Source organism: Aurantimicrobium minutum, from assembly GCF_029894165.1.
Classification (GTDB): Bacteria; Actinomycetota; Actinomycetes; order Actinomycetales; family Microbacteriaceae; genus Aurantimicrobium; species Aurantimicrobium minutum_A.
Window position 1 is genome coordinate 147,600 of sequence record NZ_JARXXU010000001.1, and the last position, 23,978, is coordinate 171,577.

General features: G+C 57.7%; 25 protein-coding genes and 1 tRNA gene. 10 read left to right on the plus strand and 16 right to left on the minus strand.

Annotated elements, in window-relative coordinates; all coding sequences use genetic code 11:
• Positions 1-21 precede the first annotated feature (21 nt).
• Positions 22-1,272 carry an Nramp family divalent metal transporter gene (locus M2119_RS00750; RefSeq protein WP_280803070.1) on the plus strand — a complete coding sequence of 417 codons (1,251 nt, stop codon included), beginning with the start codon at positions 22-24 and terminating at the stop codon, positions 1,270-1,272.
• 64 nt (positions 1,273-1,336) lie between these two features.
• Here M2119_RS00750 and rplL read toward each other — a convergent pair whose 3' ends face one another.
• Together rplL and rplJ are read right to left on the minus strand one after the other, a co-directional pair.
• Positions 1,337-1,723, minus strand: a complete 387-nt coding sequence (gene rplL, locus M2119_RS00755) for a 50S ribosomal protein L7/L12 (protein WP_280803071.1) — start codon at positions 1,721-1,723, stop codon at positions 1,337-1,339.
• Between the two features lie 48 nt (positions 1,724-1,771).
• Entirely contained in the window at positions 1,772-2,287 is a 516-nt protein-coding gene (rplJ, locus tag M2119_RS00760) for a 50S ribosomal protein L10 (RefSeq protein WP_280803072.1), read from the minus strand.
• A 358-nt stretch (positions 2,288-2,645) separates the two neighbouring features.
• On the opposite strand from rplJ, the gene M2119_RS00765 reads away from it, so the two are divergent.
• Entirely contained in the window at positions 2,646-3,662 is a 1,017-nt protein-coding gene (locus M2119_RS00765) for a 1-phosphofructokinase family hexose kinase (protein ID WP_280803073.1), read from the plus strand.
• Between the two features lie 61 nt (positions 3,663-3,723).
• Here the strand turns inward: M2119_RS00765 and M2119_RS00770 are convergent, their stop codons facing one another.
• Together M2119_RS00770 and M2119_RS00775 are read right to left on the minus strand one after the other, a co-directional pair.
• Entirely contained in the window at positions 3,724-5,211 is a 1,488-nt protein-coding gene (locus tag M2119_RS00770) for a sensor histidine kinase (RefSeq protein WP_280803074.1), read from the minus strand.
• Positions 5,211-5,951, minus strand: a complete 741-nt coding sequence (locus M2119_RS00775; protein ID WP_280803075.1) for a response regulator transcription factor — start codon at positions 5,949-5,951, stop codon at positions 5,211-5,213. The genes M2119_RS00770 and M2119_RS00775 overlap by 1 nt, the downstream gene beginning before the upstream one ends.
• A gap of 133 nt (positions 5,952-6,084) precedes the next feature.
• Here M2119_RS00775 and M2119_RS00780 point away from each other — a divergent pair, with 133 nt between their 5' ends.
• Complete coding sequence (locus tag M2119_RS00780; protein WP_280803076.1) at positions 6,085-6,720, plus strand: YqaJ viral recombinase family protein; 636 nt, start codon at positions 6,085-6,087, stop codon at positions 6,718-6,720.
• 23 nt (positions 6,721-6,743) lie between these two features.
• Positions 6,744-7,337 (plus strand): GNAT family N-acetyltransferase, encoded by a 594-nt coding sequence (locus M2119_RS00785; protein ID WP_280803077.1) that lies wholly within the window; start codon positions 6,744-6,746, stop codon positions 7,335-7,337.
• A 20-nt stretch (positions 7,338-7,357) separates the two neighbouring features.
• Here M2119_RS00785 and M2119_RS00790 read toward each other — a convergent pair whose 3' ends face one another.
• The 7 genes from M2119_RS00790 to M2119_RS00820 all read right to left on the minus strand — a co-directional run bounded on the left by M2119_RS00790 (position 7,358) and on the right by M2119_RS00820 (position 11,606).
• The gene (locus tag M2119_RS00790) at positions 7,358-7,954 is read right to left on the minus strand and encodes a LysE family translocator (protein ID WP_280803078.1); all 597 of its coding nucleotides are present in this window, start codon (positions 7,952-7,954) and stop codon (positions 7,358-7,360) included.
• Between the two features lie 27 nt (positions 7,955-7,981).
• On the minus strand, positions 7,982-9,049 hold the full coding sequence (gene hisC / locus M2119_RS00795) for a histidinol-phosphate transaminase (protein ID WP_280803079.1): 1,068 nt from the start codon (positions 9,047-9,049) through the stop codon (positions 7,982-7,984).
• An 86-nt stretch (positions 9,050-9,135) separates the two neighbouring features.
• Positions 9,136-9,825 carry a 50S ribosomal protein L1 gene (gene rplA, locus M2119_RS00800; protein WP_280803080.1) on the minus strand — a complete coding sequence of 230 codons (690 nt, stop codon included), beginning with the start codon at positions 9,823-9,825 and terminating at the stop codon, positions 9,136-9,138.
• Between the two features lie 11 nt (positions 9,826-9,836).
• Positions 9,837-10,268 (minus strand): 50S ribosomal protein L11, encoded by a 432-nt coding sequence (gene rplK / locus M2119_RS00805; RefSeq protein WP_280803081.1) that lies wholly within the window; start codon positions 10,266-10,268, stop codon positions 9,837-9,839.
• A gap of 111 nt (positions 10,269-10,379) precedes the next feature.
• Positions 10,380-11,156, minus strand: a complete 777-nt coding sequence (gene nusG, locus M2119_RS00810) for a transcription termination/antitermination protein NusG (RefSeq protein ID WP_280804431.1) — start codon at positions 11,154-11,156, stop codon at positions 10,380-10,382.
• A 67-nt stretch (positions 11,157-11,223) separates the two neighbouring features.
• The gene (gene secE / locus M2119_RS00815) at positions 11,224-11,514 is read right to left on the minus strand and encodes a preprotein translocase subunit SecE (protein WP_280803082.1); all 291 of its coding nucleotides are present in this window, start codon (positions 11,512-11,514) and stop codon (positions 11,224-11,226) included.
• Positions 11,515-11,533: 19 nt separating this feature from the next.
• Positions 11,534-11,606 (minus strand) — tRNA-Trp (locus M2119_RS00820).
• A gap of 148 nt (positions 11,607-11,754) precedes the next feature.
• Here M2119_RS00820 and M2119_RS00825 point away from each other — a divergent pair.
• On the plus strand, positions 11,755-12,954 hold the full coding sequence (locus tag M2119_RS00825; RefSeq protein ID WP_280803083.1) for a pyridoxal phosphate-dependent aminotransferase: 1,200 nt from the start codon (positions 11,755-11,757) through the stop codon (positions 12,952-12,954).
• Here the strand turns inward: M2119_RS00825 and M2119_RS00830 are convergent.
• The 4 genes from M2119_RS00830 to M2119_RS00845 are packed head-to-tail and all read right to left on the minus strand — an operon-like array spanning position 12,947 to position 15,293.
• Positions 12,947-13,303: an iron chaperone gene (locus M2119_RS00830; RefSeq protein ID WP_280803084.1), complete on the minus strand. Its 357-nt coding sequence runs from the start codon at positions 13,301-13,303 to the stop codon at positions 12,947-12,949. The two genes, M2119_RS00825 and M2119_RS00830, sit on opposite strands and share 8 nt — an antisense overlap.
• Complete coding sequence (locus M2119_RS00835; RefSeq protein WP_280803085.1) at positions 13,303-14,418, minus strand: UDP-N-acetylmuramate dehydrogenase; 1,116 nt, start codon at positions 14,416-14,418, stop codon at positions 13,303-13,305. The genes M2119_RS00830 and M2119_RS00835 overlap by 1 nt, the downstream gene beginning before the upstream one ends.
• Before the next feature lie 3 nt (positions 14,419-14,421).
• Positions 14,422-14,841 (minus strand): MaoC family dehydratase, encoded by a 420-nt coding sequence (locus tag M2119_RS00840; protein ID WP_280803086.1) that lies wholly within the window; start codon positions 14,839-14,841, stop codon positions 14,422-14,424.
• A gap of 2 nt (positions 14,842-14,843) precedes the next feature.
• Entirely contained in the window at positions 14,844-15,293 is a 450-nt protein-coding gene (locus tag M2119_RS00845; RefSeq protein ID WP_280803087.1) for an FAS1-like dehydratase domain-containing protein, read from the minus strand.
• A gap of 517 nt (positions 15,294-15,810) precedes the next feature.
• Between M2119_RS00845 and M2119_RS00850 the strand changes: the two genes are divergently transcribed.
• From M2119_RS00850 to M2119_RS00860, 3 genes are read left to right on the plus strand one after another with little or no spacing between them, the layout of a single operon-like run.
• Entirely contained in the window at positions 15,811-17,193 is a 1,383-nt protein-coding gene (locus M2119_RS00850; RefSeq protein ID WP_280803088.1) for a pyridoxal phosphate-dependent decarboxylase family protein, read from the plus strand.
• Positions 17,194-17,234: 41 nt separating this feature from the next.
• Positions 17,235-18,245 carry an agmatine deiminase family protein gene (locus M2119_RS00855; protein ID WP_280803089.1) on the plus strand — a complete coding sequence of 337 codons (1,011 nt, stop codon included), beginning with the start codon at positions 17,235-17,237 and terminating at the stop codon, positions 18,243-18,245.
• A 25-nt stretch (positions 18,246-18,270) separates the two neighbouring features.
• Positions 18,271-18,978 (plus strand): type 1 glutamine amidotransferase, encoded by a 708-nt coding sequence (locus M2119_RS00860; protein WP_280803090.1) that lies wholly within the window; start codon positions 18,271-18,273, stop codon positions 18,976-18,978.
• Here the strand turns inward: M2119_RS00860 and M2119_RS00865 are convergent.
• Entirely contained in the window at positions 18,975-19,946 is a 972-nt protein-coding gene (locus M2119_RS00865) for a quinone oxidoreductase family protein (protein ID WP_280803091.1), read from the minus strand. The genes M2119_RS00860 and M2119_RS00865 overlap by 4 nt on opposite strands.
• A gap of 150 nt (positions 19,947-20,096) precedes the next feature.
• Between M2119_RS00865 and M2119_RS00870 the strand changes: the two genes are divergently transcribed.
• Both M2119_RS00870 and M2119_RS00875 read left to right on the plus strand, forming a co-directional pair.
• Positions 20,097-21,935 carry an ABC transporter ATP-binding protein gene (locus tag M2119_RS00870; protein ID WP_280803092.1) on the plus strand — a complete coding sequence of 613 codons (1,839 nt, stop codon included), beginning with the start codon at positions 20,097-20,099 and terminating at the stop codon, positions 21,933-21,935.
• Complete coding sequence (locus M2119_RS00875) at positions 21,932-23,740, plus strand: ABC transporter ATP-binding protein (RefSeq protein ID WP_280803093.1); 1,809 nt, start codon at positions 21,932-21,934, stop codon at positions 23,738-23,740. The genes M2119_RS00870 and M2119_RS00875 overlap by 4 nt, the downstream gene beginning before the upstream one ends.
• Positions 23,741-23,978 lie beyond the last annotated feature (238 nt).

The following is a 23,978-nucleotide window of genomic DNA, read 5'->3' on the forward strand; positions in this document are numbered from 1 at the left end:
TCCCAGCGAAATTGAGTAGCGATGTCGACCCCCACTCCTGCACCCTCGGCACCTCGTCGAGCGCGTGCTCTGCGGGTCGTTCCCCTGCTCGGTCCTGCACTGGTTGCCGGCGTTGCCTATTTGGATCCTGGAAACGTCGCGAGCAACATGACCGCTGGCGCCCAGTTCGGTTACTTGCTGGTCTGGGTTGTCGTGGTGGGAAACCTCATCGCTTGGTTGGTGCAATATCTGTCCGCGAAGTTGGGTTTGGCTACGGGCAAATCCTTGACCCAGATTCTGGGTGAGCGGCTGACCAACAAATGGGCACGCAGAGGTTTTTGGGTTCAGGCTGAGATTGTCGCCATGGCGACCGACCTCGCAGAGGTGGTCGGTGGCGCTATCGCTTTCAATCTGCTCTTTGGTTTTCCCCTCCTCGCCGGCGGTATGGTGATGGGTCTGCTCTCACTGTTCTTACTGTCCTTACGAGATCGTTCCGGGGCGAAAGCGTTTGAGCGCGTCATTATTGCGTTGCTGCTGGTCATCGCGATCGGCTTCGGCATGGGCCTCGTCGTTGCCCCACCTGATCCCGCGTCTGTGCTCGGTGGTCTCGTTCCACACTTTGAGGGTTCAGCGTCGATCCTGCTGGCTGCCTCCATCCTGGGTGCAACCATCATGCCCCACGCTATTTATGCCCACTCCGCGCTGACGCGTGACCGTTTCGGTCAAGTATTAGCTGGCGTGGAGCGGGGGCGCATCCTCAAAGCCACCCGAGTAGATGTCACCGTGGCACTGGTCATCGCCGGGGGTGTAAACCTCGCCATGCTGCTCACCGCCGCCGTGAGCCTGCAAGGACTACCTGGAACCGACACACTCGAGGGCGTCTATGCCGCGCTGACAACTAACTTGGGTCCCGTCATTGCCGTGATGTTTGCCGTGGGCCTGCTGGCATCGGGACTTGCGTCGACCTCCGTCGGCGCCTATGCGGGTGCCGAGATCATGAGTGGTCTCACCGATATCCAGATTCCTCTGTTGTGGCGCCGGGTGATTACCCTCATCCCTGCCTTTGTGATTTTGAGCATTGGTGCCGATCCCACCTGGGCGCTGATCATCAGCCAGGTCATCTTGTCTTTCGGTATTCCCTTTGCGTTGATTCCACTGGTGTGGCTCACACGCGATAAAAGCATTCTGGGCGTGGACATCAACACCAAGCTCACGACGGGACTGGCCATCGTGGGAGCTGCCTTTGTCATCGCGCTCAACCTCATTCTGCTTTGGGTGACTTTCACCGGGTAGAGAAGTTAAACCACAAGAGCGCCGATCCGAAAAGGATCGACGCTCTTGACGTGAGTCGTTGAGACTACTTGAGGACGACGGTTGCGCCAGCCTCGGTAAGAGCAGCCTTAGCCTTCTCTGCAGCGTCCTTGTTAGCGCCTTCGAGAACGGTTGCAGGTGCGCCATCAACGAGTGCCTTAGCCTCACCCAGACCGAGGTTGGTGATGGTACGCACCTCCTTGATGACAGCAATCTTGTTTGCGCCAGCAGCTTCGAGAACGACGTCAAAAGAGTCCTTCTCTTCTGCTGCCTCAGCAGCTGCAGGTGCAGCGCCGCCAGCGGCTGCAACAGCTACGGGAGCTGCTGCGGTGACCTCGAAGGTCTCCTCGAATGCCTTTACGAACTCGCTGAGCTCGATGAGCGAGAGCTCCTTGAAAGCCTCGATGAGCTGCTCAGTGGTGAGCTTTGCCATGATTTTCTCCTTGTTGTTATTTCGTCTAAACCGAGAACTAGTAAGTGACTAGTTGCCGGACTCTTGCTTTGCACGCAGTGCGTCGACCGTGCGAACGGCCTTCGACAGTGGTGCGGTGAACAGGTATGCGGCACCGAAAAGTGAGGCCTTTGCAGCTCCGGCAAACTTTGCCAGGAGTACTTCGCGGGACTCGAGATCGGCGAGCTTTCCAACCTCAACTGCGTCGAGAGGCTTACCGTCGAAGTAGCCGCCCTTCATAATGAGCTGAGGGTTTGCCTTGGCAAAGGTACGCAGGGCCTTCGCTACAGCGACAGCGTCGCCGTGCACGAATGCGATAGCCGATGGACCAGCAAGCTGGTCATCGAGACCGGTGATGCCAGCCTTAGCGGCGGCAATCTTGGTCAGCGTGTTCTTTACCACGGCGTAAGTCGCGTGCTCACTGATGGACTTGCGCAGCTCCTTGAGCTGAGCAACAGTGAGGCCGCGGTACTCGGTGAGCAGAACTGCATTCGAACCAGAGAAATAGTTCTCGAGTTCGGAGAGCATTGCTTCCTTGTTCGCCATGGCGCTCCTTGTGGTTTCTCACACTCCACTTGTGTGGAGTGATTACCCGCAGGCCGCTGAAAACTAAAAAAGCTCCAGCGCAGGGGCTGGAGCGAAAGAAAACACGCGAACGTGAACATCACTTACAGTTTGCCTGCGCGGGTCTTCGTCGAAACGAATCTTCGATGGGGACTGATTTTCATCAGATCACCATAACCAGCGGTCTTTGGTTATCTTTAGGTTACGTGAGGAAGCACTCTGCTGGCAAATCGGTAGACTAGAAACATCCCTCCCCTGTTAGCGCTGATGCTCACAATCGGATGCTGTGTGAACGGCATCAGCCTGTGAGTTTTGGCATGTCACGAAGATTTGAGGCCTCGTGAACGCTGTTGTAACCCTGACCCCTGCTCCCGTGCTGGACCGCACCTACCTTGCCGAAGGTTTGACCGTCGGCAAAGTGAACCGTGCGTATGAAGTGCACGAATACATGAGTGGTAAGGGTCTGAATGTCGCCCGTACCCTCCACCTCGCGAAGCATCCTGTTTCTGCTGTGTTGCCGATTGGTATGCAGGATCAGTACCTGCTGTTCTCCACCCCCTTCCCCCAGATTCTGCGCATCATGCCCGTTCAGGGTCGTGTGCGCGTGAACACCACGGTGGTTGAACGCGGTGGTCGCACCACCAACATCAACCAGCAGGCCATCCCCTTCTCGGAAGAAGACTGGCGCAACGTGGTCGAGACCACCTTGGAGCAGGTCTCAGACATGAACGCTGACTGGCTGGTTGTCTCGGGTATGCACCCCAAGATGACCGACACTGGTCTTCCCATCAACCTCAGCGAGCTCTTTGCTCGCGCCCGCGAAATGGGTGCCCGCGTCGGTCTCGACACTTCCGGCCCGGAGCTGAAGCACTGGGGTCGTAGCGGTGAAGTGAACCTGATCAAACCCAACGCAGACGAACTCGCGTCGCTGGTGGGTCACGAGCTCACCACGTTGGGCGATGTGATTGAAGCCGGTCGCGAACTCATTTCCACCGGTCTTGAAATTGCCCTGGTCAGCCTTGGCCCCGACGGCGCCATCGCCATCACGGCCGATGACGTGGTGTGGGCCAGTGCTGTGGCTCCCGAGGTCATCAACACCACCGGTGCGGGAGACGCGTTTCTCGCAGGATTCCTCAGCCAGGTCGTCACCCCCGAATCCTCTGCTGCCGGTCGTGAGTCGGGCACACTGCCCAAGCTCAGCCCTGAAGCTGCACTGACTCGTGGTTGCTCATGGGGTGCACTGGCTGTGTCTCTGCCCACCACGTTGATTAGCTCGTTTGGTGACGCTCCCGACGCTCAGCTGCGTCAGGTTGACCCTGATTATGTGCTGATGGAGAAGGCGACTGTTCGCTACTAAGTCGTGAGATCGTTGAGAAAGCCCCGCAGTGTGAACTGTGGGGCTTTCTTGTATCGAACCGTTAGTGAGCCGCCGGCTGAACAGGCAGGCTCACGACGAACTCTGTGCGTCCTGGTTCACTGCGCACAGTGACTGTTCCCTGGTGGGCATGAACGACGGCGCTAACAATGGCGAGACCCAGTCCCGTGCTGCCGGTCGCGCGGGTTCGTGAGGCATCACCTCTGCTGAACCGTTCAAACAGTTCCGGCATTTGTTCTTCAGGAATGCCGGGGCCGTTGTCTATCACTTTGATCAAGACGGCGTTATCTAGCTGTTCGAGCACCACCTGAACGGTGGATCCGGCAGGGGTGTGTACGCGCGCGTTAGCCAACAGATTCACCACAACTTGGTGCAGTCGGGCCTGGTCACCGATGACCTCCACGGGTTCTTCCGGTAGTTCCATGTCCCAGGTGTGATCCGGTCCTGCGGCATGCGCATCACTGACCGAGTCCACCACAATGCGTGAAAGGTCGACGGGTGTGTGTTCGAGTTCGCGACCTTCATCCAGTCGGGCGAGCAAAAGCAGATCCTCCACCAGCCCGGTCATGCGGGTTGCTTCGGACTCAATGCGGGTGAGTGAGTGACGAACATCGTCGGGCAGTTCGGCGCCTCCGCGACGCGTCAATTCGGCATAGCCACGAATAGAGGCCAGTGGCGTGCGCAGCTCATGGCTCGCATCCGCCACGAAGCGGCGAACTTTCGCTTCGCTGGCTTGGCGAGCAGACAGTGCCCTGCCAATGTGACCCAGCATGTTGTTAAAGGCAGAACCTACTCGGCCCACTTCGGTTCGAGGATCCGTATCTGCCTCATCTACGCGGTCCAGGAATGCAACCTCACCCTTATCAAGGGGAAGTTCCGCAACGCGCGTTGCGGTGTCGGCCACGCGGTCTAAGGGTCGCAATTCCAAACGAATGAGGAAACGTCCCGCAATAATCACGGCGCCCACACCGAACGCGGTGACGAGCAGAATCACGGTAAGCAGCTGTGCACTGGCAGCATTAACTTCGGTCATGGGCAGTGCAATCACGAGTCTGGCATCGCCCTCGGTTGTGACAGCGAGTGCGCGGTAATCCTGATCACCGTTGACATGTACTGTGCTGGGCTCAGGACCGATGTCAACGGTGGTGAATTGGCTGATATCACCGACGTCAACGAGTCGGACTTCGCCCCGTTGATTCAAAATACCGGCCGTCGTCGACCCATCCGCGGCAATCAGGGCAATCAGTGTTCCGGCTGCTTGTCCAGGAGCTAGAAGGGCATTGTTGGGGCGATCATCGTGATCGAAGTCACCGTCATTGTGTCCCGGGCGACCCTCCATCCCGTTATCGACAGCAGCGGTGGAGCGGATGACCGCACTGTTGAGCTGCTGGTCAAGACGATCAATGAGGAACGAACGGAGGGACAGCACGCTGACGACACCGATCAGTCCTGCCGCCACGAGCAAGAGCCCTGCGACCGTCACGGTGAGGCGACGGCGCAGAGTCCAGGGTGTCCGGGTAGTCTTCGACATTATTCAGCCGGTTTGATCATGTACCCGGCACCGCGGACGGTGTGCAGCATGGGGGCTGCATCCGCGTCAATTTTCTTGCGCAGGTAAGAAATGTAGATCTCCACAACGGAGCTTTTGCCGCCAAAGTCGTAGTCCCACACACGGTCCAAGATCTGGCTCTTGCTCACCACACGGCGAGGATTACGCATGAGGTAGCGCAGCAGTTCAAACTCGGTGGCAGTGAGCTCAATGAGTGTGCCCGCGCGACGAACTTCGTGGCTGTCTTCATCCAGCTCGAGATCACCCACGACAAGCACCGGGCTTTCGTTGGCATCCACCGTCAGCGTGGACCGACGGATGAGTCCGCGCAGGCGTGCCACGACCTCTTCCAAGCTGAAGGGCTTGGTGACGTAGTCATCGCCGCCGGCTGTCAATCCGGCAATGCGGTCATCCAGGGCATCTTTGGCGGTCAGGAAAAGTACAGGAACATCGTTGCCGTCCGCGCGCAGACGCTGCAGCACCTGAAGTCCATCGATATCTGGAAGCATGATGTCGAGAACAACAGCATCGGGGCGGAAATCACGGGCCGTGGCGATGGCGGTAGAGCCATCGGCGGCCGTCTTGATTTCCCATCCTTCATAGCGCAATGCCATCTGCAATAGGTCTGTCAAGGATGCTTCATCGTCGACGACCAGCACGCGAATAGGAGAACCATCTGCACGGGTCAGGCGGGTGAGTGCGGGGGCTGGTGATTCGTTCACGTTCTGAGTATGACGGGGTTTCCTATGAGAATCCTATGAACTGCCTAAGAACCCTATGAATACGCTCAGAAGAAGTGGCAGCCGCCGGCGAGCGCAACGACTGTTGTCCGTGCGGGCCAGCAGAATAGGAGACGTGAGTTCAGCAGCGAATGTGGCAGATATGCCCGAGACCAAACCCCTTGCTGAGCAACCCCACGTGGCTTACCTCTCCCGCATGGTCACCGATGGTTCGGACGAAGCCGCCTGGTTACGTGCTCGCACTCGGGGCATCACGGCAACTGACGTAGCCAAGCTCAACAGCGTGAATGCCATCCCCACTGCAGCGCTGGAAAAACTTCGCGGCTCCAGCTTTACCGGCAACGTCTACACTGAACACGGTAAAACTCGTGAACCGGTCATCGCAGCCTGGGTCCAAGAGAATTTCTCCATCGAACCAAGTTCTGCCCTGTTCCATTCCGAGCAGGAATCCCGCCACCTGGCTACCCCTGACGGTATCGGCGTGGTGGAGGAAACTCTGATCTTGGCGGAGATCAAGACCAGCCAGAAGCCGTTTGAGGGCGTTCCTGCCGGCTACCTTCGCCAGGTGTATTGGCAACAATATGTTCTCGGCGCCGAGCGCACACTGTTCGTCTGGGAACAGCACGAGAACTTTGTGCCCGTATCCACGACTCCCAAGCACCTCTGGATCGAACGTGATGAGCGTGCCATTCGTGACCTGGTCTATTTGGCCAACGGCCTCATTGGTGAACTCCACCGTCTGACGAACTAGGACTCGTGGAGATGCTACCTGAGATGCCCATTCTTGACGGCGACTACGTTCGTCTCGAGCCGTTGTCTCTAGATCATGCCGACCAGCTCGGTGTTGCCTCTGGTGATGGAAACCTCTCTGAGCTCTGGTACACCTGGATCCCTGATGCTGTGGGGATGGTCGCAGAGATTAACCGTCGTCTCGGCCTGTATGCCACTGGCACCATGATGCCTTTCACCGTGTTCGACAAAGCCACCGAGAGCGCCATCGGGATGACGACCTTCATGAACATGAGGCTGGAGAATCTCAAAGTAGAGATTGGTTCCACTTGGTTAGCTCAGAGCGCCCAGGGTACGGCCATCAACCCTGAAGCAAAGCTGCTCATGCTCAGTTATGCCTTTGATGTCTTGGGCTGTAACGCAGTAGAGCTGCGCACCCATCAAAAGAACGCTCAGTCCCGTGCTGCCATTGAGAAGCTTGGCGCTCAGCTGGACGGCATGCTCCGCAATGACATGATCATGCCGAACGGAACCTTGCGTAACACGGCCGTGTATTCCATCACGAAGGATGAATGGCCTGCAGTGCACGATCGTCTGATTGCTCGACTCGATGATGTCGAGCAATCAAGCGAAGCCTAGGTTCTGGAGCGCGGTGTTCGCTAGATAAAGAGAACCGGCACCATCGACAACACCAGGACAACTGCCACGGTGTAATTGAATACGCGGCGCTTGGTTGGACTCGTAAGCCACGTGCTCAGCAACTGACCCAATCCCGTCCACAGCACAAGCCCCGGAGACGTGGCGACCACCAGAACGAGCGTGAACAAGAAAGCCCCGACGAAACTCCCGCCCGCCGGCACATACGTCGCCGTAAATGAGGCGGCCACAATCCAGGCTTTGGGATTAACAAATTGAAAGCCCAACGCTTTCCACAAGCCCACATAGTTCGTCGATTTTGTTTCCCCCGTGGCCGTACCGCTGGTGGCAATGCCCCATGCCATCCAGCAGATGTAAGCAAAGCCCACCCACTTGAGAATTTGATACAACACAGGCAACGTCGTGAAAACCCAGCCCAGGCCCACAATCACCGAGAAAAAGACGAGTGCTAATCCCGCCAGCACGCCGATCATGTAGGGAATGCTGCGCCGGAATCCGTGGTTCATTCCCGAAGCCAACAGATACGTATTGTTAGGTCCTGGCGTCAGGGATGTGACGAATCCAAACAGTGCTGCCGAAAGCAGCAGGCTCGTTTCCATAGAAATATCTCGACTGAGGAATCTGCGTTAGCCGCGCGAGTAGGAAGACAAGGCTTCCACCAAGGCGAGGTTAGCTTCTTCAGAACCGACGGAAATGCGGATTCCTGTCCCGGTAAATGCGCGGCCGATAATGCCACGGCTCATGAGGTGCGCCTGAAGCTCATCAGTTTCTTCTCCGGCAGCAAGCCAGACAAAGTTTGCTTGGGACGCAGGTGCATCCCATTTTGTCGTTGCCAAGTAGGCCTCGAGTTTGGTGCGCTCGTCCAGCAGAACATCGATACGGTCCTGGAGTTCTGCTTCAGCTGCCAGGGAAGCAACGCCTGCTGCCTGGGCGATATCAGTAACTCCAAAAGGAAGAGCGACCTTGGCCAAACCTTCCATCACGTCGGGGCGCGCCACGGTGTAGCCCAAACGCAGCGCCGCAAGACCGTAGGCCTTGGAGAAGGTGTGCAACACCGCCACATTGGCAAATTCGCGGTAGAGCTCCAGGCCACGAGCAGCAGCAGGGTCGTTCTGGAAGTGAACATACGCTTCGTCGATCACCACGAGCACGTGGGCAGGAACCTGAGCGAGGAATGCGCGCAGTTCCTCATGTCCCACCGCCGTCCCGGTGGGGTTATTGGGCGTGCAAATGAAAACGACTTTCGTTGCAGGAGTTATCGCAGCCAGCATGGCCGGAAGATCGTGGCGGTGATCTGCAGTGAGGGGAACTTCAACCGGGGTTGCCCCCGCGCCACGAACCAAAATGGGGTATGCCTCGAAGGAGCGCCAGGCATACATCACCTCATCGCCGTGACCCGCGAAAGCGCGAATGAGCTGGCCGGCGACTTCGACGGACCCGGTGCCAAAGGCGAGCTCAGATTCCTTCACACCTAATCGAGTGGCAAGGGCTGTCGTCAGTTCGGGCGCTGCCATGTTGGGGTAGCGATGCATCGTGGAAGCGGCCTCGGTAATGGCCTGTATCACGGAAGGAAGGGGCGGATAGGGGTTCTCGTTTGAAGAGAGTTTATATACCGGGCCATCCCAGCCGTCGACAGTGGACTTCCCTGGCTTGTAGGCAGGGATCTTCTCAATGTGTGCCGGCTGCTTAATCACCCCTCCACGATACCGGGGCACGGCTCTGGTTTAACCACAAGAGCCCGTCGCTGTCGCGACGGGCTCTTGGAATAGTTCAGTTGAACTTAGATGCTTGCAACATCGAGGGGGATGCCGGGACCGAACGTGGTCGAGACAGCACCCTTCTGGATGTAGCGGCCCTTTGCCGAGGAAGGCTTGAGGCGAACAACTTCGTCCAGAGCGGCGGTGATGTTCTCAGCCAGCTGCTCTGCGGTGAACGATGCCTTACCAACGATGAAGTGAACGTTGGAGTGCTTGTCTACCTTGAACTCGATCTTTCCGCCCTTGATGTCGTTAACAGCCTTCGCAACATCGGGGGTAACGGTACCGGTCTTGGGGTTTGGCATCAGGTTACGAGGACCCAGTACCTTACCGAGACGACCAACCTTACCCATGAGCTCAGGGGTCGAAACTGCTGCATCGAATGCAACGTAGCCTGCGGCTACCTTCTCGATGAGCTCGTCGCCACCAACCTCGTCAGCACCAGCTGCGAGTGCAGCTTCTGCAGCGGGACCAGTTGCGAACACGATAACGCGTGCCGTCTTACCGGTACCGTGAGGCAGCATGACGGTTCCACGAACCATCTGGTCTGCCTTACGAGGGTCAACACCGAGCTTGAGGGCTACCTCAACGGTGCTGTTGAACTTAGCGGAACCGGTTTCACGAGCAATAGCTACTGCTTCGTTAGCGGTGTAGAACTTGCCTTCTTCGATCTTTGCGGCAGCAGCAAGGTATGCCTTTGACTTCTTAGCCATGATGTATCCCCTTAGCCCTCTACCGTGATGCCCATGGAACGAGCGGTTCCGGCAATGATCAGCTTTGCAGCTTCGATGTCGTTTGCGTTGAGGTCAACCATCTTGGCCTCCGCAATGGTCTGGAGCTGAGCCTGAGTCAGCTTGGCAACCTTCACAGTGTGAGGAGTACCAGAACCCTTCGCAACGCCGGCAGCCTTCTTGATCATTTCAGCTGCGGGTGGGGTCTTGAGAACGAAGTCGAATGAACGGTCTTCGTACACGGTGATCTCAACGGGGATGATGTTTCCGCGCTGTGATTCGGTTGCTGCGTTGTATGCCTTGCAGAAATCCATGATGTTCACACCATGCTGACCCAGAGCGGGACCAACAGGAGGAGCTGGATTCGCGGCGCCGGCCTGAATCTGAAGCTTAATCAGACCCGTGACCTTCTTTTTCGGTGCCATTTCTTTATCCTTTTTTCGAATTCGAACTCATCGGGGTTCCGATGAACTCTCCCGTGACATCAGGTGAACCTGATCCGCGGTAATCCCGGCGACTGGCGCTGGGAAACTTTGTTACTGCTTGGTGACCTGGTCGAAGCTGAGCTCGACGGGGGTCTCACGCTCGAACAGCGACACCAGCACGGTGAGCTTGCCGCTCTCGGGCTTGATCTCGGAGATCGAACCGGGAAGACCAGCGAACGAGCCTTCCTTGATGATGATGGTCTCGCCAATTTCGAAGTCGATTTCGGCAATGGGAGTACGAGCAACCGCCTGTCCACCCTTGGCCTGTACAGCCTTGGCGGTAGGAACATCCTTGACCTCAACCAGGGGCTTGAGCATGTTGAATGCTTCCTGGAATCGCAGAGGAGTGGGGTTGTGAGCGTTACCTACGAAGCCGGTGACGCCTGGAGTGTGACGAACACACGACCAGCTGTCTTCGTTGAGGTCCATGCGTACGAGCACGTATCCGGGGATACGGACTCGGGTGACCATCTTGCGCTGGCCGTTCTTGATCTCGACAACGTCTTCCATCGGTACTTCGATCTGGAAGATGAAATCGTTGAGCTGCATCGAGGTACGACGGTTCTCAATGTTGTGCTTGACCTTGCGCTCGAAACCAGCGTACGAGTGAATGACGTACCACTTACCGGGCAGGGTACGAAGCTCTGCTTCGAATGCAGCGTAGGGGTCTTCAGCTACTTCTTCTTCGTCTTCAGATGCCACGATGGCAGCCTCTGCCTCTTCAATGGTGTCTACGTCGAGAGCGTCGTTGATGACTGCCTCAGCCTCTACGTCCACGACAGCTGCTGCGTCGGTGTCGGTTAGTGCGTCTAGGGCAGCCTCGAGCATCTGCTCGTCTTCGCGCGTCGAATCAGTCACGTTGTTCCTGTCTTGTTTGAGAAAAATTATGTGCCGGTTAGCCAGCAGGGGTGGATGCGCCAAGGTCACCGAATACGGCAATCACGGTCCATCCAAAGACTGCATCCAGTCCCGAAACAATGAGCAGCATGATCGCCACGAATACGAGGACGACGAGCACATAGTTGATCAGTTCTTTACGGGTAGGAGTGACGACCTTTTTAAGTTCGCCCACAACCTGTCGAAGGAAAAGAGCAAGGCGCGAGAAAGGATTGCGCTTGCTGGCGCTCTCCTTCTTTGCACGTGCGACGATGTCCTCACCGGGCTCGTCTGCGACGTCTTGCGACATGTTTTTTCCTTTCGATTTGCAGGGCGGACAGGACTCGAACCTGCAACCTGCGGTTTTGGAGACCGCTGCTCTACCAATTGAGCCACCACCCTTTGCTTCGCGTGCGACTGAATCGGAACTCAGTTACGACCTCCGTAAAGAAGGCGCGCGAAAGCATGGCATATTGCAACCACTTCGCAACAGCATAGGCGAGAACGAGTGCTTCTGTAAAGCTGAGCCCCGCGCTCTATAGTGGTAACCGTGCCTGAATTGAAGCGAATTTCTTCTCGTATCTCCGCCATTGCCGAATCTGCCACCCTCAAGGTGGATGCCAAGGCGAAAGCCCTGCAGGCTGCAGGCCGTCCCGTGATTAGTTATGCCGCGGGCGAGCCCGACTTCCCCACCCCTGCTCACATCGTGGATGCCGCACTGCTCGCCGTCAAGGACCCCAAGAACCACCGATACACCCCCGCAGCTGGCCTACCCGAACTCCGTCAGGCCATCGCGGATAAGACCAAGCGCGATAGTGGCTGGGCTGTTGACCCCAGTCAGGTTGTGGTCACCAACGGCGGCAAGCAGGCTGTCTACCAAGCATTTGCTACCTTGCTCGATCCCGGTGACGAAGTCCTCGTGCCGACACCGTACTGGACCACCTACCCCGAAGCCATCAAGCTTGCTGGCGGCGTCCAGGTCGATGTCTTTGCAGGTGCTGAGCAGAACTACCTCGTTACGGTGGAACAGCTGGAAGCTGCTCGGACCGACAAGACCAAGGTGTTACTGTTCGTCTCACCCTCCAACCCCACCGGTGCCGTCTACTCCCCCGAACAGACGAAAGCTATTGGGGAATGGGCCCAGAAGCATGGCCTCTGGATCATTGCCGATGAGATCTACCAGAACCTCACCTACGACGGCGTGAAGGCAATGTCCATCGTGGAAGCTGTTCCTGCTTTGCAAGATCGCACCATCTTGGTCAATGGTGTGGCCAAGACCTACGCCATGACCGGCTGGCGTCTGGGCTGGATGGTCGGCCCTGTCGACGCGATGAAGGCTGCCGCAAACTTGCAGTCCCACCTCACCTCGAACGTGTCCAACATTTCTCAGCGTGCTGCTTTAGCTGCCCTGACCGGCCCGCAAGAGCCTGTCGAAGAAATGCGTCTCGCTTTTGACCGTCGCCGCAAGATCGCGGTCGCGGAGCTGAACAAGATTCCTGGCATGATCGTTCCCACGCCCGAAGGTGCGTTCTATGTTTATGCGGATGTTCGAGGCCTACTCAACAAGGAATGGGCTGGCGTCACGCCGACGAACTCCTTAGAACTTGCTGACCTGATCCTGGACAAAGCAGAAGTAGCTGCTGTACCTGGTGAAGCTTTCGGCCCTAGTGGCTACCTCCGCTTGAGCTACGCACTCGGAGATGCCCAGCTTCTCGAGGGCATCCAGCGTCTGCAGAAACTCTTTAGCTAAGCCCCAGCTCAGCAAGTCGGAAAGCGACAAGGTCACAGACCAGTTCGCCATCCACGTCCCAATCCACGGGAACTTTGAACAGTCCCTTCGTGGTTTCATACGGGGCTAATCGCTCGGAAAAGCTTGCCATCGCTGCTTCACTCCAGGGAGCAAGGGACAAGTGATTTTTCGCCGCCGAGACACCAAAGACATACTTGCCTTCAATCTGAACCTGGGGAACGTTCCACGCCAGTTTGAGCGTGGCCTCAGGATAGGCGGAGGTAATGCTGTTGAGCACGCGGCGAAGGGTTTCCCCCTTCGGTTCCGGCAGGCTCGCTAAATAGTCCTCGACGGTTTCGAACGCAGCCATTAGATGTCCACACCAATCAAGTTCGGTTCCGGATACAAAATGATGCCGTAGTGGGACTGCACCATCGCCTGAACGTAGGTGGCTAAGCCGACAACCTCTGCAGCGGTTGCCCCGCCCTGGTTCGTGATGGCGAGGGTGTGCTTGGACGAAATTGCGGCGTGAGATCCCGGGATCCGGTAGCCCTTGGAAATTCCCGCATTCTCAATCAGCCAAGCAGCAGAGAGCTTAACCAAATTTGGTCCGGCTTGTGTGGACGGTAGCGGGGGCACCTCGGCGCCCAGCGGCAGCACCCGGTCTTGCGCAGTCCGCGCGACGGGATAGCGCGGGGCCTCAGCAGGCAAGTGGCGCGCAAAGTTTTCGGTCACAATCGGGTTCATAAAGAACGATCCGGCGCTGGCCGTGTCGGGATCGGCAGGGTTGAGCACCATGCCTTTGCTCGCACGCAGAGCAAGTACGGTGTTCCGCACCTCGGCGAGCGCGACCTGTGACCCGAGATCCACACCGAGTGCTGTGGCCAGTTGAGGGAACGCTATCGGTGCAGACAAGCCCTCGCCATAGCTGGCCAAGCGCAGCTCGAGAGTGAGAATCACGCCTTCCTTACCCTGCTTAAACACGGAATCTCGATACCCCAGTGCGAGTTCTGCCGCGGGGATCCACGAGATCTCGTGGGTGTAGCGGTCAAGGTATTCCACGGCAACGAGTGCGCTGGAAAGTTCTTGGCCATAGGCACCGATGTTTTGGATCGGGGCAGCTCCGCTGCTTCCGGGAATTCCCGAGAGGGCTTCAATGCCGGCTAAACCTTCGGCCACACTCCACGAAACCAAGTCATCCCAGGGCTCCCCCGCAGCGACGCGAACGGTGCTGTGGTTGGGGGAGGAGGAGATGTCTTGCAGGCGTTCGATGCCGCGGCTGCACACATGAATGACCGTTCCATCAAAGCCTTCGTCCGCGATGACCATGTTGGAGCCACCGCCCAGAATTAACCACGGTTCGTTCGAATCCCAGGTATCCAGGGCTGCCTCGATGAGTTGTTCTCGGCTGGTTACCGTGAGGAGTTCGCGCGCGGGACCGCCCACCTGCAAGGTGGTCAGGCTCGAGAGCGGAACAGAGGTCATGCGCTAGGCGAGGGTGACACGAACCTGGGCTTTACCCAGGACGGTCTCATCGTTGTATTTTGCAGTGAGGTCAATACGCGCGATCTGGGTGTCTTCTTCCAGCGCGCCCACTGTTGCGGTCACCGTGACATCAGCACCCGTTGCACCATCAACCAACACAGGGCGGGTAAAGCGCACTTGGTAGTCCACAATGCGCGCAGGGTCTCCCACCCAGTTGGACACAGGCTGCACAGCCAGCCCCATGGTGAGCATGCCGTGAGCGAGGACGCCCGGTAAGCCGACGGACTGCGCGATGTCATCGCGGTAATGAATGGGGTTGAAGTCACCGGATGCGCCGGCATAGCGCACGAGGTTATCTCGGGTGAGGTGGAACGTCTCTTCGGCGACCACATCGCCCTTGGTCAAGGAACTGAAATCAACCATGGTTAGTCCTCATCTCCTCGAACAACAAGCGTGGAGATCGCGGTAACGACGTGTGTGCCCTGGGCATCAACGATGTCGGAATCAGCGGTGATCATGTTGTGGCCACCCAGGCTCTTCACACTGGAGACCGTGAGGGTTGCCGTGAGCTCATCCCCGGCCACAATTGCTCGGGTGTAGGTGAAGCGCTGTTCGCCGTGAACTACGCGGGAGAAGTCGATTCCGGCGTCAGGCTCCGCCAAGAGCTGCGCCAATGTGGCTTCCTGCACGACGACCGGAAAGGTCGCAGGTGCAACAAGATCTGCATGGCCAGCAGCGACAGCGGCATCCACGTCAAAGTTGACGGGGTTCGTGGAGAGAACAGCACGCGAGAATTCGCGAATCTTCTCTCGTCCGACGAGATACGGTGCGGTCGGAGGAAAAACACGACCTTGCAATTCAGGATTTACAGCCACGCCATAATTCTAGGCGTGGCCAGCTCCCCCGGTGCGGGTTAAACGAGAAGAACCCCGGTTCATCATTGTCCCGGGGTTCTTGGTTGCAGCAATTGCTGCGAAGTTACTGAATTACTGGCAGCTGTCGCACTGGAGCAGATCCATTGGATCTACGGGTACTGCGTAGCCACCGACGGTGTCGTTTGATTCGAATTCCATTGTTGCCTCCATAAAACTTGACGAAATACTTGCGTATTTCTGCCGCACCCCTGCGGTGAGTTATCACTATATAACGGGAATCACACCCGTGTCATTCCCCTACATGTAGTGTTTGTGAGTTTTTTTATAACCTGCTGAGAGTTTGCCCAGAGAACCGCATATTTGCGCCATTTCCTGCCCAAAAAAACTTTTTTGCGGCCGAGGTTTCGGCGTGTCGAGTTCCCCCGGTAGTGTGGTCTCAGCCTGTTGAAGGGCCCCAGTCGCACGACACTCGTCGTGGCGGGCATTTGGCAGATGTCACAGAGTGGATGTCAGCACCATGACAACGCCCCACGGCAATCACATGCACACCGTCGATCTTGAAACAATGAAGCTGCGCGAGCAAGTCTTTGACTACGCCCGCCGCCGCATGAACTACGACCCCCCACCACTGGATGGCCCCAAGACCATCTCAGAGTTGAGGGCTATTGTTCCGGCCACTGTCACCGAAGAAGGCCTGGGTGGAATAGAAGCCCTGAGCCTGTTCGAGAACGTGTTGGCCGAAGCCACCATCTCCAACGACCACCCCAACTATCTCTCCTTTATTCCGTGTGCCCCGACCGAGGCCGCAACCCTGTTCGACCTCATCGTCTCCGCTTCTACTATTTATGGAGGATCGTGGATGGAAGGTGCCGGGGCGGTGTATGCCGAGAACCAGGTACTCGAATGGCTCGCGACAGAGGCCGGATTGCCGGAGGGTGCCGGAGGCGTCTTCGTCCAGGGTGGAACTCTCGGTAACCTTTCCGCTCTCGTTGCGGCTCGCCACACGGCGAAAGAAGCCTTGTTGGCTGCGGGAAAAGAAATACCCTCGCGCTGGCGCTTCGCTTGCAGTTCCGAAGCGCACTCGTCACTCAAGGCAGCCGCCCGGGTTATGGATGTGGACATTGTGCCTGTCCCGGTTAACGCCGAAGGTCGATTAACCGGCCAGGCACTCGAATCCACCCTTGAGGGTGACTGGGATGGCATCTTTGCTGTCGTGGCAACCGGCGGCACCACTAACTTTGGCATTGTGGATGAACTCCACGATGTCGGCACCGTGGCCAAGGCCCATGGCGTCTGGTTCCATGTTGACGGCGCCTATGGCTTGGCAGCCATGCTGGCACCGAGTACCCGGCACCTCTTCGCCGGAGTTGCGTTGGCGGATTCGTTCATAGTCGATCCACACAAGTGGCTCTTTGCCCCCTTCGACGCGTGTGCCCTGGTGTATCGAAACCCAGAACTTGGCCGCATCACGCACTCCCAGCACGCGGATTATCTGGATGCCCTAGAGAACCCCGACGAGTGGAACCCCAGTGATTACGCCTACAACCTGACCCGTCGCCCTCGAGGGCTTCCGCTGTGGTTCTCGCTGGCGACCTACGGTGTTGCCGCCTACCGCAACGCGGTGGAAATGAATATTCAGCTCGCTTACAAGATCGCGGACGAGATTCGTCGCCGTCCTGACCTCGAGCTCGTCCGAGACCCAGAGCTTTCGGTTGTGGTGTTTACCAAGAAGGGGTGGGAACTCGCGGACTACAGTCGCTGGTCAGCCAAACTGCTGGAAGACGGTATCGGTTTTGTGGTTCCCAGCTCCCACCAGGGCATACCTAACACCCGTTTCGCCATTGTGAACCCGAGAACTTCTTTCGAATCTTTGGTCGAAATACTCGACACGATGGTCTAACCAGGAATACGGTTCTAATCGTGACATTGCGTGAATTTCACATGCCCGCCGAGTGGGCTGAACATGAGCGCACCTGGATGGCCTGGCCTTCCTCCGGATACACCCTGGGTGAAACGGAAGAACTAGCCGACGAAGCCCGCCGGTGCTGGGCCGAGGTGGCGAACACCATCGTGCGTTTTGAACCCGTGACCGTACTGGTCGACCCCAGCGCAGTCGAGGAAGCCCACAGGTGGCTCTCTGCCGAAGTCGAGCTCCTCGTGACACCTCTGGATGATGCTTGGATGCGCGACATCGGACCCAGCTTTGTGCAGAAGGCAGACGGTGGCCTGGCCGGCATCAACTGGATTTTCAACGGCTGGGGCGGGCAAAAATGGGCCAGCTGGGAACATGACGCCCATGCAGCCAGCACCATCTTGAAAGCGATTGAGGTGCCGATCGTGGAATCACCTCTGACGAACGAGGGTGGCGGTATTCACGTTAACGGGTCGCGAACTGTCATGATCACGGAGACGGTGCAACTTGACCCCGGCCGCAATCCAGACTGGACCAAGAAACAAGTCGAGGCAGAACTTCACCGCACGTTGGGTGTCGATCACGTGATCTGGTTACCCCGAGGTCTGACACGTGATTACGACGAGTTCGGCACCCGTGGTCACATCGACATTGTGGCGTGTTTCATCAACACCGATACGGTGCTGTTCCACGATCAAAAGAACCCCGAACACCCTGATTTCTGGATTAGCAAAGAAACTAAGCGTGTCCTCAAGGGCGTTCGGGACAGTGACGGGAACAAACTCAACGTCATCTCTGTTCCTGCCCCCGAGATCCTCCACGACGATGAGGGTTGGGTCGACTACAGCTATATCAACCACTACGTGTGCAACGGTGCCGTGATTCTCTGTGCATTTGATGATCCCGGGGATGCCAAAGCCAAGAAGGTGCTGAAAAAGGCATATCCTGATCGTGAAATCGTTCTGGTTGACGCCAGGCCGTTGTTTGCACGAGGTGGCGGAATCCACTGCATCACTCAACAGCAACCACGCCTGGGTTAGCTCACTTCCCCGTGAGGACTGGTCTGTGAAAGCTCTCATCATCCAGCACTTCCACATGAGTCCAACCGGGCCCATCGGCGAGCGCTTGCGCCACCACGGTTTTGAACTCGATGAGTTCTTGCTGGTCCCCGAAGCCCAGTTCGACACCCCCAACCTCGTAGTGGAGTTCCCCAACTTTGATGACTATGACCTCATCGTTCCACTCGGTGCCCCCTGGGGTGCATGGGATGACCGCTGTATTGGTAATTGGCTAACTCCTGAGCTGGAACTTTTTCGCAATGCCATTCTCGCCGACAAGCCCGTGCTCGGCATTTGCTTTGGTGGCCAGATGATTGCCCGAGCACTCGGCGGCTCAGTTGCTCCTGCACCACGAGCAGAACTCGGGTGGCGTTCAATTTGGAGTGACGATCCATGCTTGGTCAGTCCAGGACCCTGGCTAGAATTCCACCGCGACCGTTGGGAGCTTCCCCCCGGAGCCACGGAAATTGCGCGAACTCCTGCTGCATCGCAGGCTTTCACCTACAACAAAACTTTGGCACTTCAGTTCCACCCGGAAATCGAGGTGAGCACCCTGACTGCCTGGCTCGCAACAGGTGGCCGCCAGGAAGTCCTTGACGACGGCCAAGACCCCGACGTAATGGCTGCTCAAACCATCGCCGAAGTAGCAGAGGCTGATAGGCGAGCACACGCACTGGTAGATGCCTATCTCAGTAAGGTCGCGGGCCTGATCTAACTGCCGGAAAGCAGCAAGAGTTTTCCTGTTGTCGTGCGCGCAGCAAGGTCATCTTGTGCCTGGGCAGCGTGGGATAGCGGATAGGTCCCTCCCACGCGAACAGTGAGCTGACCGTCACCGACCAGACGAGTGAGCTCGTTCCAGCGGAATGCCAGTTCATCGGGGGTGCGAACATAGTCGCTCAGAGTGGGGCGGGTAATAAACAGCGATCCGCCAGCGTTCAACCGCTGAAGATCAAAATCTGGAACAGGCCCCGATGCGGCACCGAAGAGCACCATCATGCCCCGCACGGAAAGAGCTTTCAAGGATCTATCAAAAGTGGAAATCCCCACCCCGTCATAGACCACGTCAACGCCGTGACCATCGGTGAGCGTACGAGCCGCACCGTCGAAGTCGTCATAGCTAAGGACCTCGTCTGCCCCCGCAGCGAGCGCAAGCTCTGCCTTCTCAGGAGACGAGACGGTGGTGAAGACTCGGGCACCACGTGCCTTGGCCAATTGAATCAGCAACAGGCCCACGCCCCCAGCACCGGCATGAACCAGGGCAGTGTGCCCCGGCGCTAGAGGGAAAGTAGACGTTGCGAGATAGTGAGCAGTGAGCCCTTGCAACGGCAGAGCTGCCGCGGTGGCATCATCCATCCCGTCAGGCACGAGCAATGCCCGTCCGGCAGGAACGAGGGCGAAGTCTGCGTAGGTGGCGATGCCGTCAGCAAAGGCCACGCGTTGCCCCACTGCAAGAGTGGTAACCCCCGCTCCCAGGGCTTCTACGATCCCCATACCCTCAGTACCAGGAGTGTGGGGAAGAGCGACGGGATAGATGCCCTGGCGGCGATAAATATCAATGAAGTTCACACCCGTGGCGACCATCTTCACCAGAATCTGGCCAGCGCCAGGAGTGGGAACCGGAGTTTCTTGATGTTTCAAAACGGAGGAATCTCCGTACTCAGACATCACTATCGAAGCGCTCATGTCTTGAGCATAGAACGAGTTTCAGACCAAAACCCACTGACAGGAAAGGAAATAAACCTCGCTCGAGAAGAGTTGTTAGCTTTAGTAACGCACCTTGTCGAATCCCTTCCGGCAGCGTGTTTCCCCCGACAAGAACCGCAGAGAGTAGCCATGACAGTGCAGTCCGCGCAGGAAGCCCCCCGGGGTACTGCACCTCTGGCTACTGCACCTCTGGGCACTGTGCGGAGCCTGCGCCGAGTCTTCCCCCTCATTCAGGGCGCAATGCCCCGGTTAATCATCGGCATGATTATTGCCCTGGCCGCAGCCGCCACGGCGTTAACAATTCCGTTGGCCCTGCGCTGGCTCGTAGAGAACCCCCTGGCTACCGGCGACGTGGCCCAGATCCTGCCTGCTGTGGGATTGATTTTCATTCTGGGCCTCGCCGAAGTGACCTTCATCTACCTCCGCAGATGGCTAGTACTGGGCCCCGGGGTCTTCCTCGAAGGCAAGATGCGCAACTCCATCTTCATTCACCTGCAAAAGCTTCCCGTGTCTTTCCACGACTCGTGGCAAAGCGGTCAACTGCTCTCCCGCGCCATGGGCGACATCAGCACCGTGCGCCGCTGGATCTCGTTTGCTTTCGTGCAGCTGTTCACCAGCACCATCATGCTCATCGCTGGTTTCTCAGTGCTCTTTGCCTACAACGGTCTACTGGGATTGATCTTCCTGGTCGCCTCGTTGCCGCTGATTGTGATCAGCCTGCGCTTCCAGCGACGCTTCACGAAACTCGCGCGCAGCACACAAGACCAGCAGGGTGACCTCGCAACCACCGTCGAAGAGTCAGTGCATGGCATTCGTGTACTCAAAAGTTTTGGTCGGGCAGGGGAAGCCCTCGAAGAATTCCTCGACCAGGCTGCCATTCTGCGCGGAACAGAACTGGCCAAGGGCCGCGCCAATGGACAGATGTGGTTCTGGATGTTGCTTATCCCCGACGTCGGATTCGCCATCGCGCTCCCGCTCGGTATTTACCAGGCCAGCCTGGGCAACATCAATGTGGGAACGCTCATTGCGTTCTTTGCCACAGCAGCTCTGTTGAAAGGGCCCATGCAATCCATTGCCCCCATGATGTCGATGTCGATTGAAGCGGGCAGTGCGCTCAATCGCTACTACGACGTCATGAACACCCCCATCGAAATACTCGAAGTGCGCGGTGCTCAGGAAGTTCCAGCCGGTCCCGGTGCACTGGTCTTTGAGGACGTGCACTTCCGCTACGAAGACTCTCCTGCCGACCATGCAGACCTGCTGGATGGGGTGAATCTCAGCATCGCTCCGGGTGAAACCATGGCACTGGTGGGACTCACTGGTTCAGGCAAAACCTCTCTCACGGCATTGACCACCCGCCTCTTTGATGTCACCGGTGGACGAATTCTGATCGACGGTATCGACATTCGAGAAGTCACCATTGACAGCCTGCGCTCCCGCGTTGCCATGGCATTCGAAGATGCCACCTTGTTCTCCATTTCAGTGCGCGACAATGTGCTGCTCGGCCGTGAAGACCTCACCGACTCCACGGATCCCGCTCTCCAAGAGCGAGCAGGTGCTGTGCTCGACCAATCCCTGGATGTGGCACAGGCGGACTTTGTCCGCTCGCTTCCTCTAGGAGTCGACAGTGTGATCGGTGAAGAGGGGTTAAACCTCTCCGGTGGTCAGCGCCAACGCCTGGCGTTGGCCCGCGCCATTGCCATGGAGCCCAGCATCCTCGTGTTGGATGACCCGTTATCTGCCCTCGATGTCACAACCGAAGCGGCTGTCGAGAAGGCCCTCCGCCAAGTCCTGGCCACGACAACCGCGCTGATCGTGGCGCACCGCCCCTCCACCGTCATGCTGGCAGACCGGGTGGCCCTGCTGCACGAAGGCAGGATCTTGGATGTGGGCACCCATTCTGAACTCTTAGCTCGGTGCCCCGAATATCGCAATGTCATTGCCTCCCTTGAGGAGGAAAAGCGATGAGCGTCACCGGCGTCCGCGGAGAAGAACGCTCCGACTTCACTGTCAACGAGGGCAAGGCCCTGCGCCAGCGTTCGCTATCGCTCCTGGGCTCTCTGCTGCACCCCGTGCGCGTTCGGGTCTACTTCACCCTCATCATCGTGGTGATCAGCACCGCAGCCCAGGTCGCCGGTCCGGCACTACTGGCACTGGGTATTGACCAAGGCCTGACCCAGGTTCTCGACAACAACAACTGGCTCCCCGCAGAGCTGATTGTTGTGGCCTACATTCTCACTGCTTTAGTGAGCTCCAGCATGATGGCCATCTACATGCGTTCCTCTGCCCTGATCAGTCAGACAGTGTTGCTGGATCTGCGCGAGCGAGTGTTCACTCACACTCAAAACCTGAGCATGAGCTTCCACGAGAACTACACCTCCGGCCGCATTATTGCTCGCCAAACCAGCGATATTGAAACCCTGCGTGAACTCCTCGATGGCGGCTTGAGCAGTCTCTTCCGCGGCATTCTGCTGATTACGTTCACGGCAGTGGCACTGGTTGCTCTCGACCCCTCGAGTGCATTGCCCCTACTCGTTGCACTCATCCCCTGCTACTTCCTCACCCGCTGGTTCTCGGACACCTCGAAGAAGCAGTTCCGTGAAGCCCGCACCTTCTCCGCTCGACTGATCGTGCAGTTCGTGGAAACCATGACCGGTATTCGTGCCGTGAAGGCATTCCGCCGCGAAGCACGCAACGAAGCCAGCTACGCCATCGGCGTGGACGACTACAAAGAAGCTAACCGGAAGGTCATCCGCCTGTTTGGGACCTATGACCCAGGCCTGAAAGTCATTGGCGTCTTCACTCTCGCCAGTGTGCTTCTCCTGGGATCCTTCCGCGTCGCCAACGGCGCCATGGAGGTCGGTGTGCTTCTGGCCGCCGTGCTCTACACCCGCCGGTTCTTTGAACCGATGGAAGAACTCGCCATGTTCTATAACTCGTTCCAGAACGCCTCTTCTGCTTTGGAGAAGGTCTCGGGAATGTTGGAGGAAAAGCCCACCGTGCTGGAACCCGAGTTCCCCACCGCACTCGTTCACCCCCGTGGTTCCCTCGATTTCAATAACGTGACATTTGGCTACAACTCCAGCTCCGTTGTGCTTCCGAACCTGGATCTTCACATCCCTGCCGGACAAACCATCGCAATGGTGGGAACCACCGGTGCAGGAAAATCCACCCTGGCCAAACTGGTGGCACGTTTCTATGACCCCGTTGAAGGTTCGGTAGAACTGGACGGAATTGAGCTCACCCAGATTGCGAATGCCGACCTGCGCCGCACCATCGTGATGGTGACGCAGGAGTCATACCTGTTCTCAGGTTCTGTCGCCGACAACATTGGTCTCGGAAAACCCGGAGCAACACCGGCAGAAATTGAATCTGCTGCTCGAGCCGTGGGCGCGCATGATTTCATCATGCGTCTGCCCGAAGGCTACGAGACAGATGTGAACAAGCGTGGTGGACGCCTGTCCGCCGGACAGCGTCAGCTGCTCTCCTTTGCACGCGCCTTTATCGCCGACCCCACCGTGCTCATCTTGGATGAGGCCACCGCATCCCTGGATATCCCCAGTGAACGTCTCGTGCAGCATGGTCTGCAGACCCTGCTGGCTGATCGCACCGCGATCATCATTGCGCACCGTCTCTCCACCGTGGCCATTGCGGACCGTGTGCTCGTGATGGAGCATGGCGACATCATCGAAGATGGTAGCCCCGAAGAACTCATTGCCGGAACAGGGAAGTTTGCCAGCCTGCATTCGGCATGGCGTGACTCCCTGGCTTAGCCGACCCCACACACCACGGTGTAGTCCGCAACCACGGTGTCTCCTGTACGGGCCATCACGATGATCATGCGGCCATAGGCGCCGCGCCATTCACTGTGCAGCTTGTAGTGATCTACTTCCGGAACATACTTCTCAATGACATAGCCAGTGGGGGTTGGCTCGCCGAGAATCTTGGCCCCGTCCACCGTGACGCAAATCTCTGTGGCATTAGTGATGATCTCGGCTCGGATGAGCACCA

What these genes read in the sequence shown, in the direction of transcription:
- M2119_RS00865 (WP_280803091.1), bottom strand. Translation starts at nt 19,946, where the DNA reads ATGAGCGCTTCGATAGTGATGTCTGAGTACGGAGATTCCTCCGTTTTG.
- secE (WP_280803082.1), bottom strand. Translation starts at nt 11,514, where the DNA reads ATGTCGCAAGACGTCGCAGACGAGCCCGGTGAGGACATCGTCGCACGT.
- M2119_RS00875 (WP_280803093.1), top strand. Translation starts at nt 21,932, where the DNA reads ATGAGCGTCACCGGCGTCCGCGGAGAAGAACGCTCCGACTTCACTGTC.
- rplL (WP_280803071.1), bottom strand. Translation starts at nt 1,723, where the DNA reads ATGGCAAAGCTCACCACTGAGCAGCTCATCGAGGCTTTCAAGGAGCTC.
- rplK (WP_280803081.1), bottom strand. Translation starts at nt 10,268, where the DNA reads ATGGCACCGAAAAAGAAGGTCACGGGTCTGATTAAGCTTCAGATTCAG.
- M2119_RS00850 (WP_280803088.1), top strand. Translation starts at nt 15,811, where the DNA reads ATGACAACGCCCCACGGCAATCACATGCACACCGTCGATCTTGAAACA.
- rplJ (WP_280803072.1), bottom strand. Translation starts at nt 2,287, where the DNA reads ATGGCGAACAAGGAAGCAATGCTCTCCGAACTCGAGAACTATTTCTCT.
- M2119_RS00785 (WP_280803077.1), top strand. Translation starts at nt 6,744, where the DNA reads ATGCCCATTCTTGACGGCGACTACGTTCGTCTCGAGCCGTTGTCTCTA.
- M2119_RS00770 (WP_280803074.1), bottom strand. Translation starts at nt 5,211, where the DNA reads ATGTCGAAGACTACCCGGACACCCTGGACTCTGCGCCGTCGCCTCACC.
- rplA (WP_280803080.1), bottom strand. Translation starts at nt 9,825, where the DNA reads ATGGCTAAGAAGTCAAAGGCATACCTTGCTGCTGCCGCAAAGATCGAA.
- M2119_RS00855 (WP_280803089.1), top strand. Translation starts at nt 17,235, where the DNA reads ATGCCCGCCGAGTGGGCTGAACATGAGCGCACCTGGATGGCCTGGCCT.
- M2119_RS00870 (WP_280803092.1), top strand. Translation starts at nt 20,097, where the DNA reads ATGACAGTGCAGTCCGCGCAGGAAGCCCCCCGGGGTACTGCACCTCTG.
- M2119_RS00840 (WP_280803086.1), bottom strand. Translation starts at nt 14,841, where the DNA reads ATGGTTGATTTCAGTTCCTTGACCAAGGGCGATGTGGTCGCCGAAGAG.
- M2119_RS00835 (WP_280803085.1), bottom strand. Translation starts at nt 14,418, where the DNA reads ATGACCTCTGTTCCGCTCTCGAGCCTGACCACCTTGCAGGTGGGCGGT.
- M2119_RS00750 (WP_280803070.1), top strand. Translation starts at nt 22, where the DNA reads ATGTCGACCCCCACTCCTGCACCCTCGGCACCTCGTCGAGCGCGTGCT.
- M2119_RS00790 (WP_280803078.1), bottom strand. Translation starts at nt 7,954, where the DNA reads ATGGAAACGAGCCTGCTGCTTTCGGCAGCACTGTTTGGATTCGTCACA.
- M2119_RS00830 (WP_280803084.1), bottom strand. Translation starts at nt 13,303, where the DNA reads ATGGCTGCGTTCGAAACCGTCGAGGACTATTTAGCGAGCCTGCCGGAA.
- nusG (WP_280804431.1), bottom strand. Translation starts at nt 11,156, where the DNA reads ATGCTCGAGGCTGCCCTAGACGCACTAACCGACACCGACGCAGCAGCT.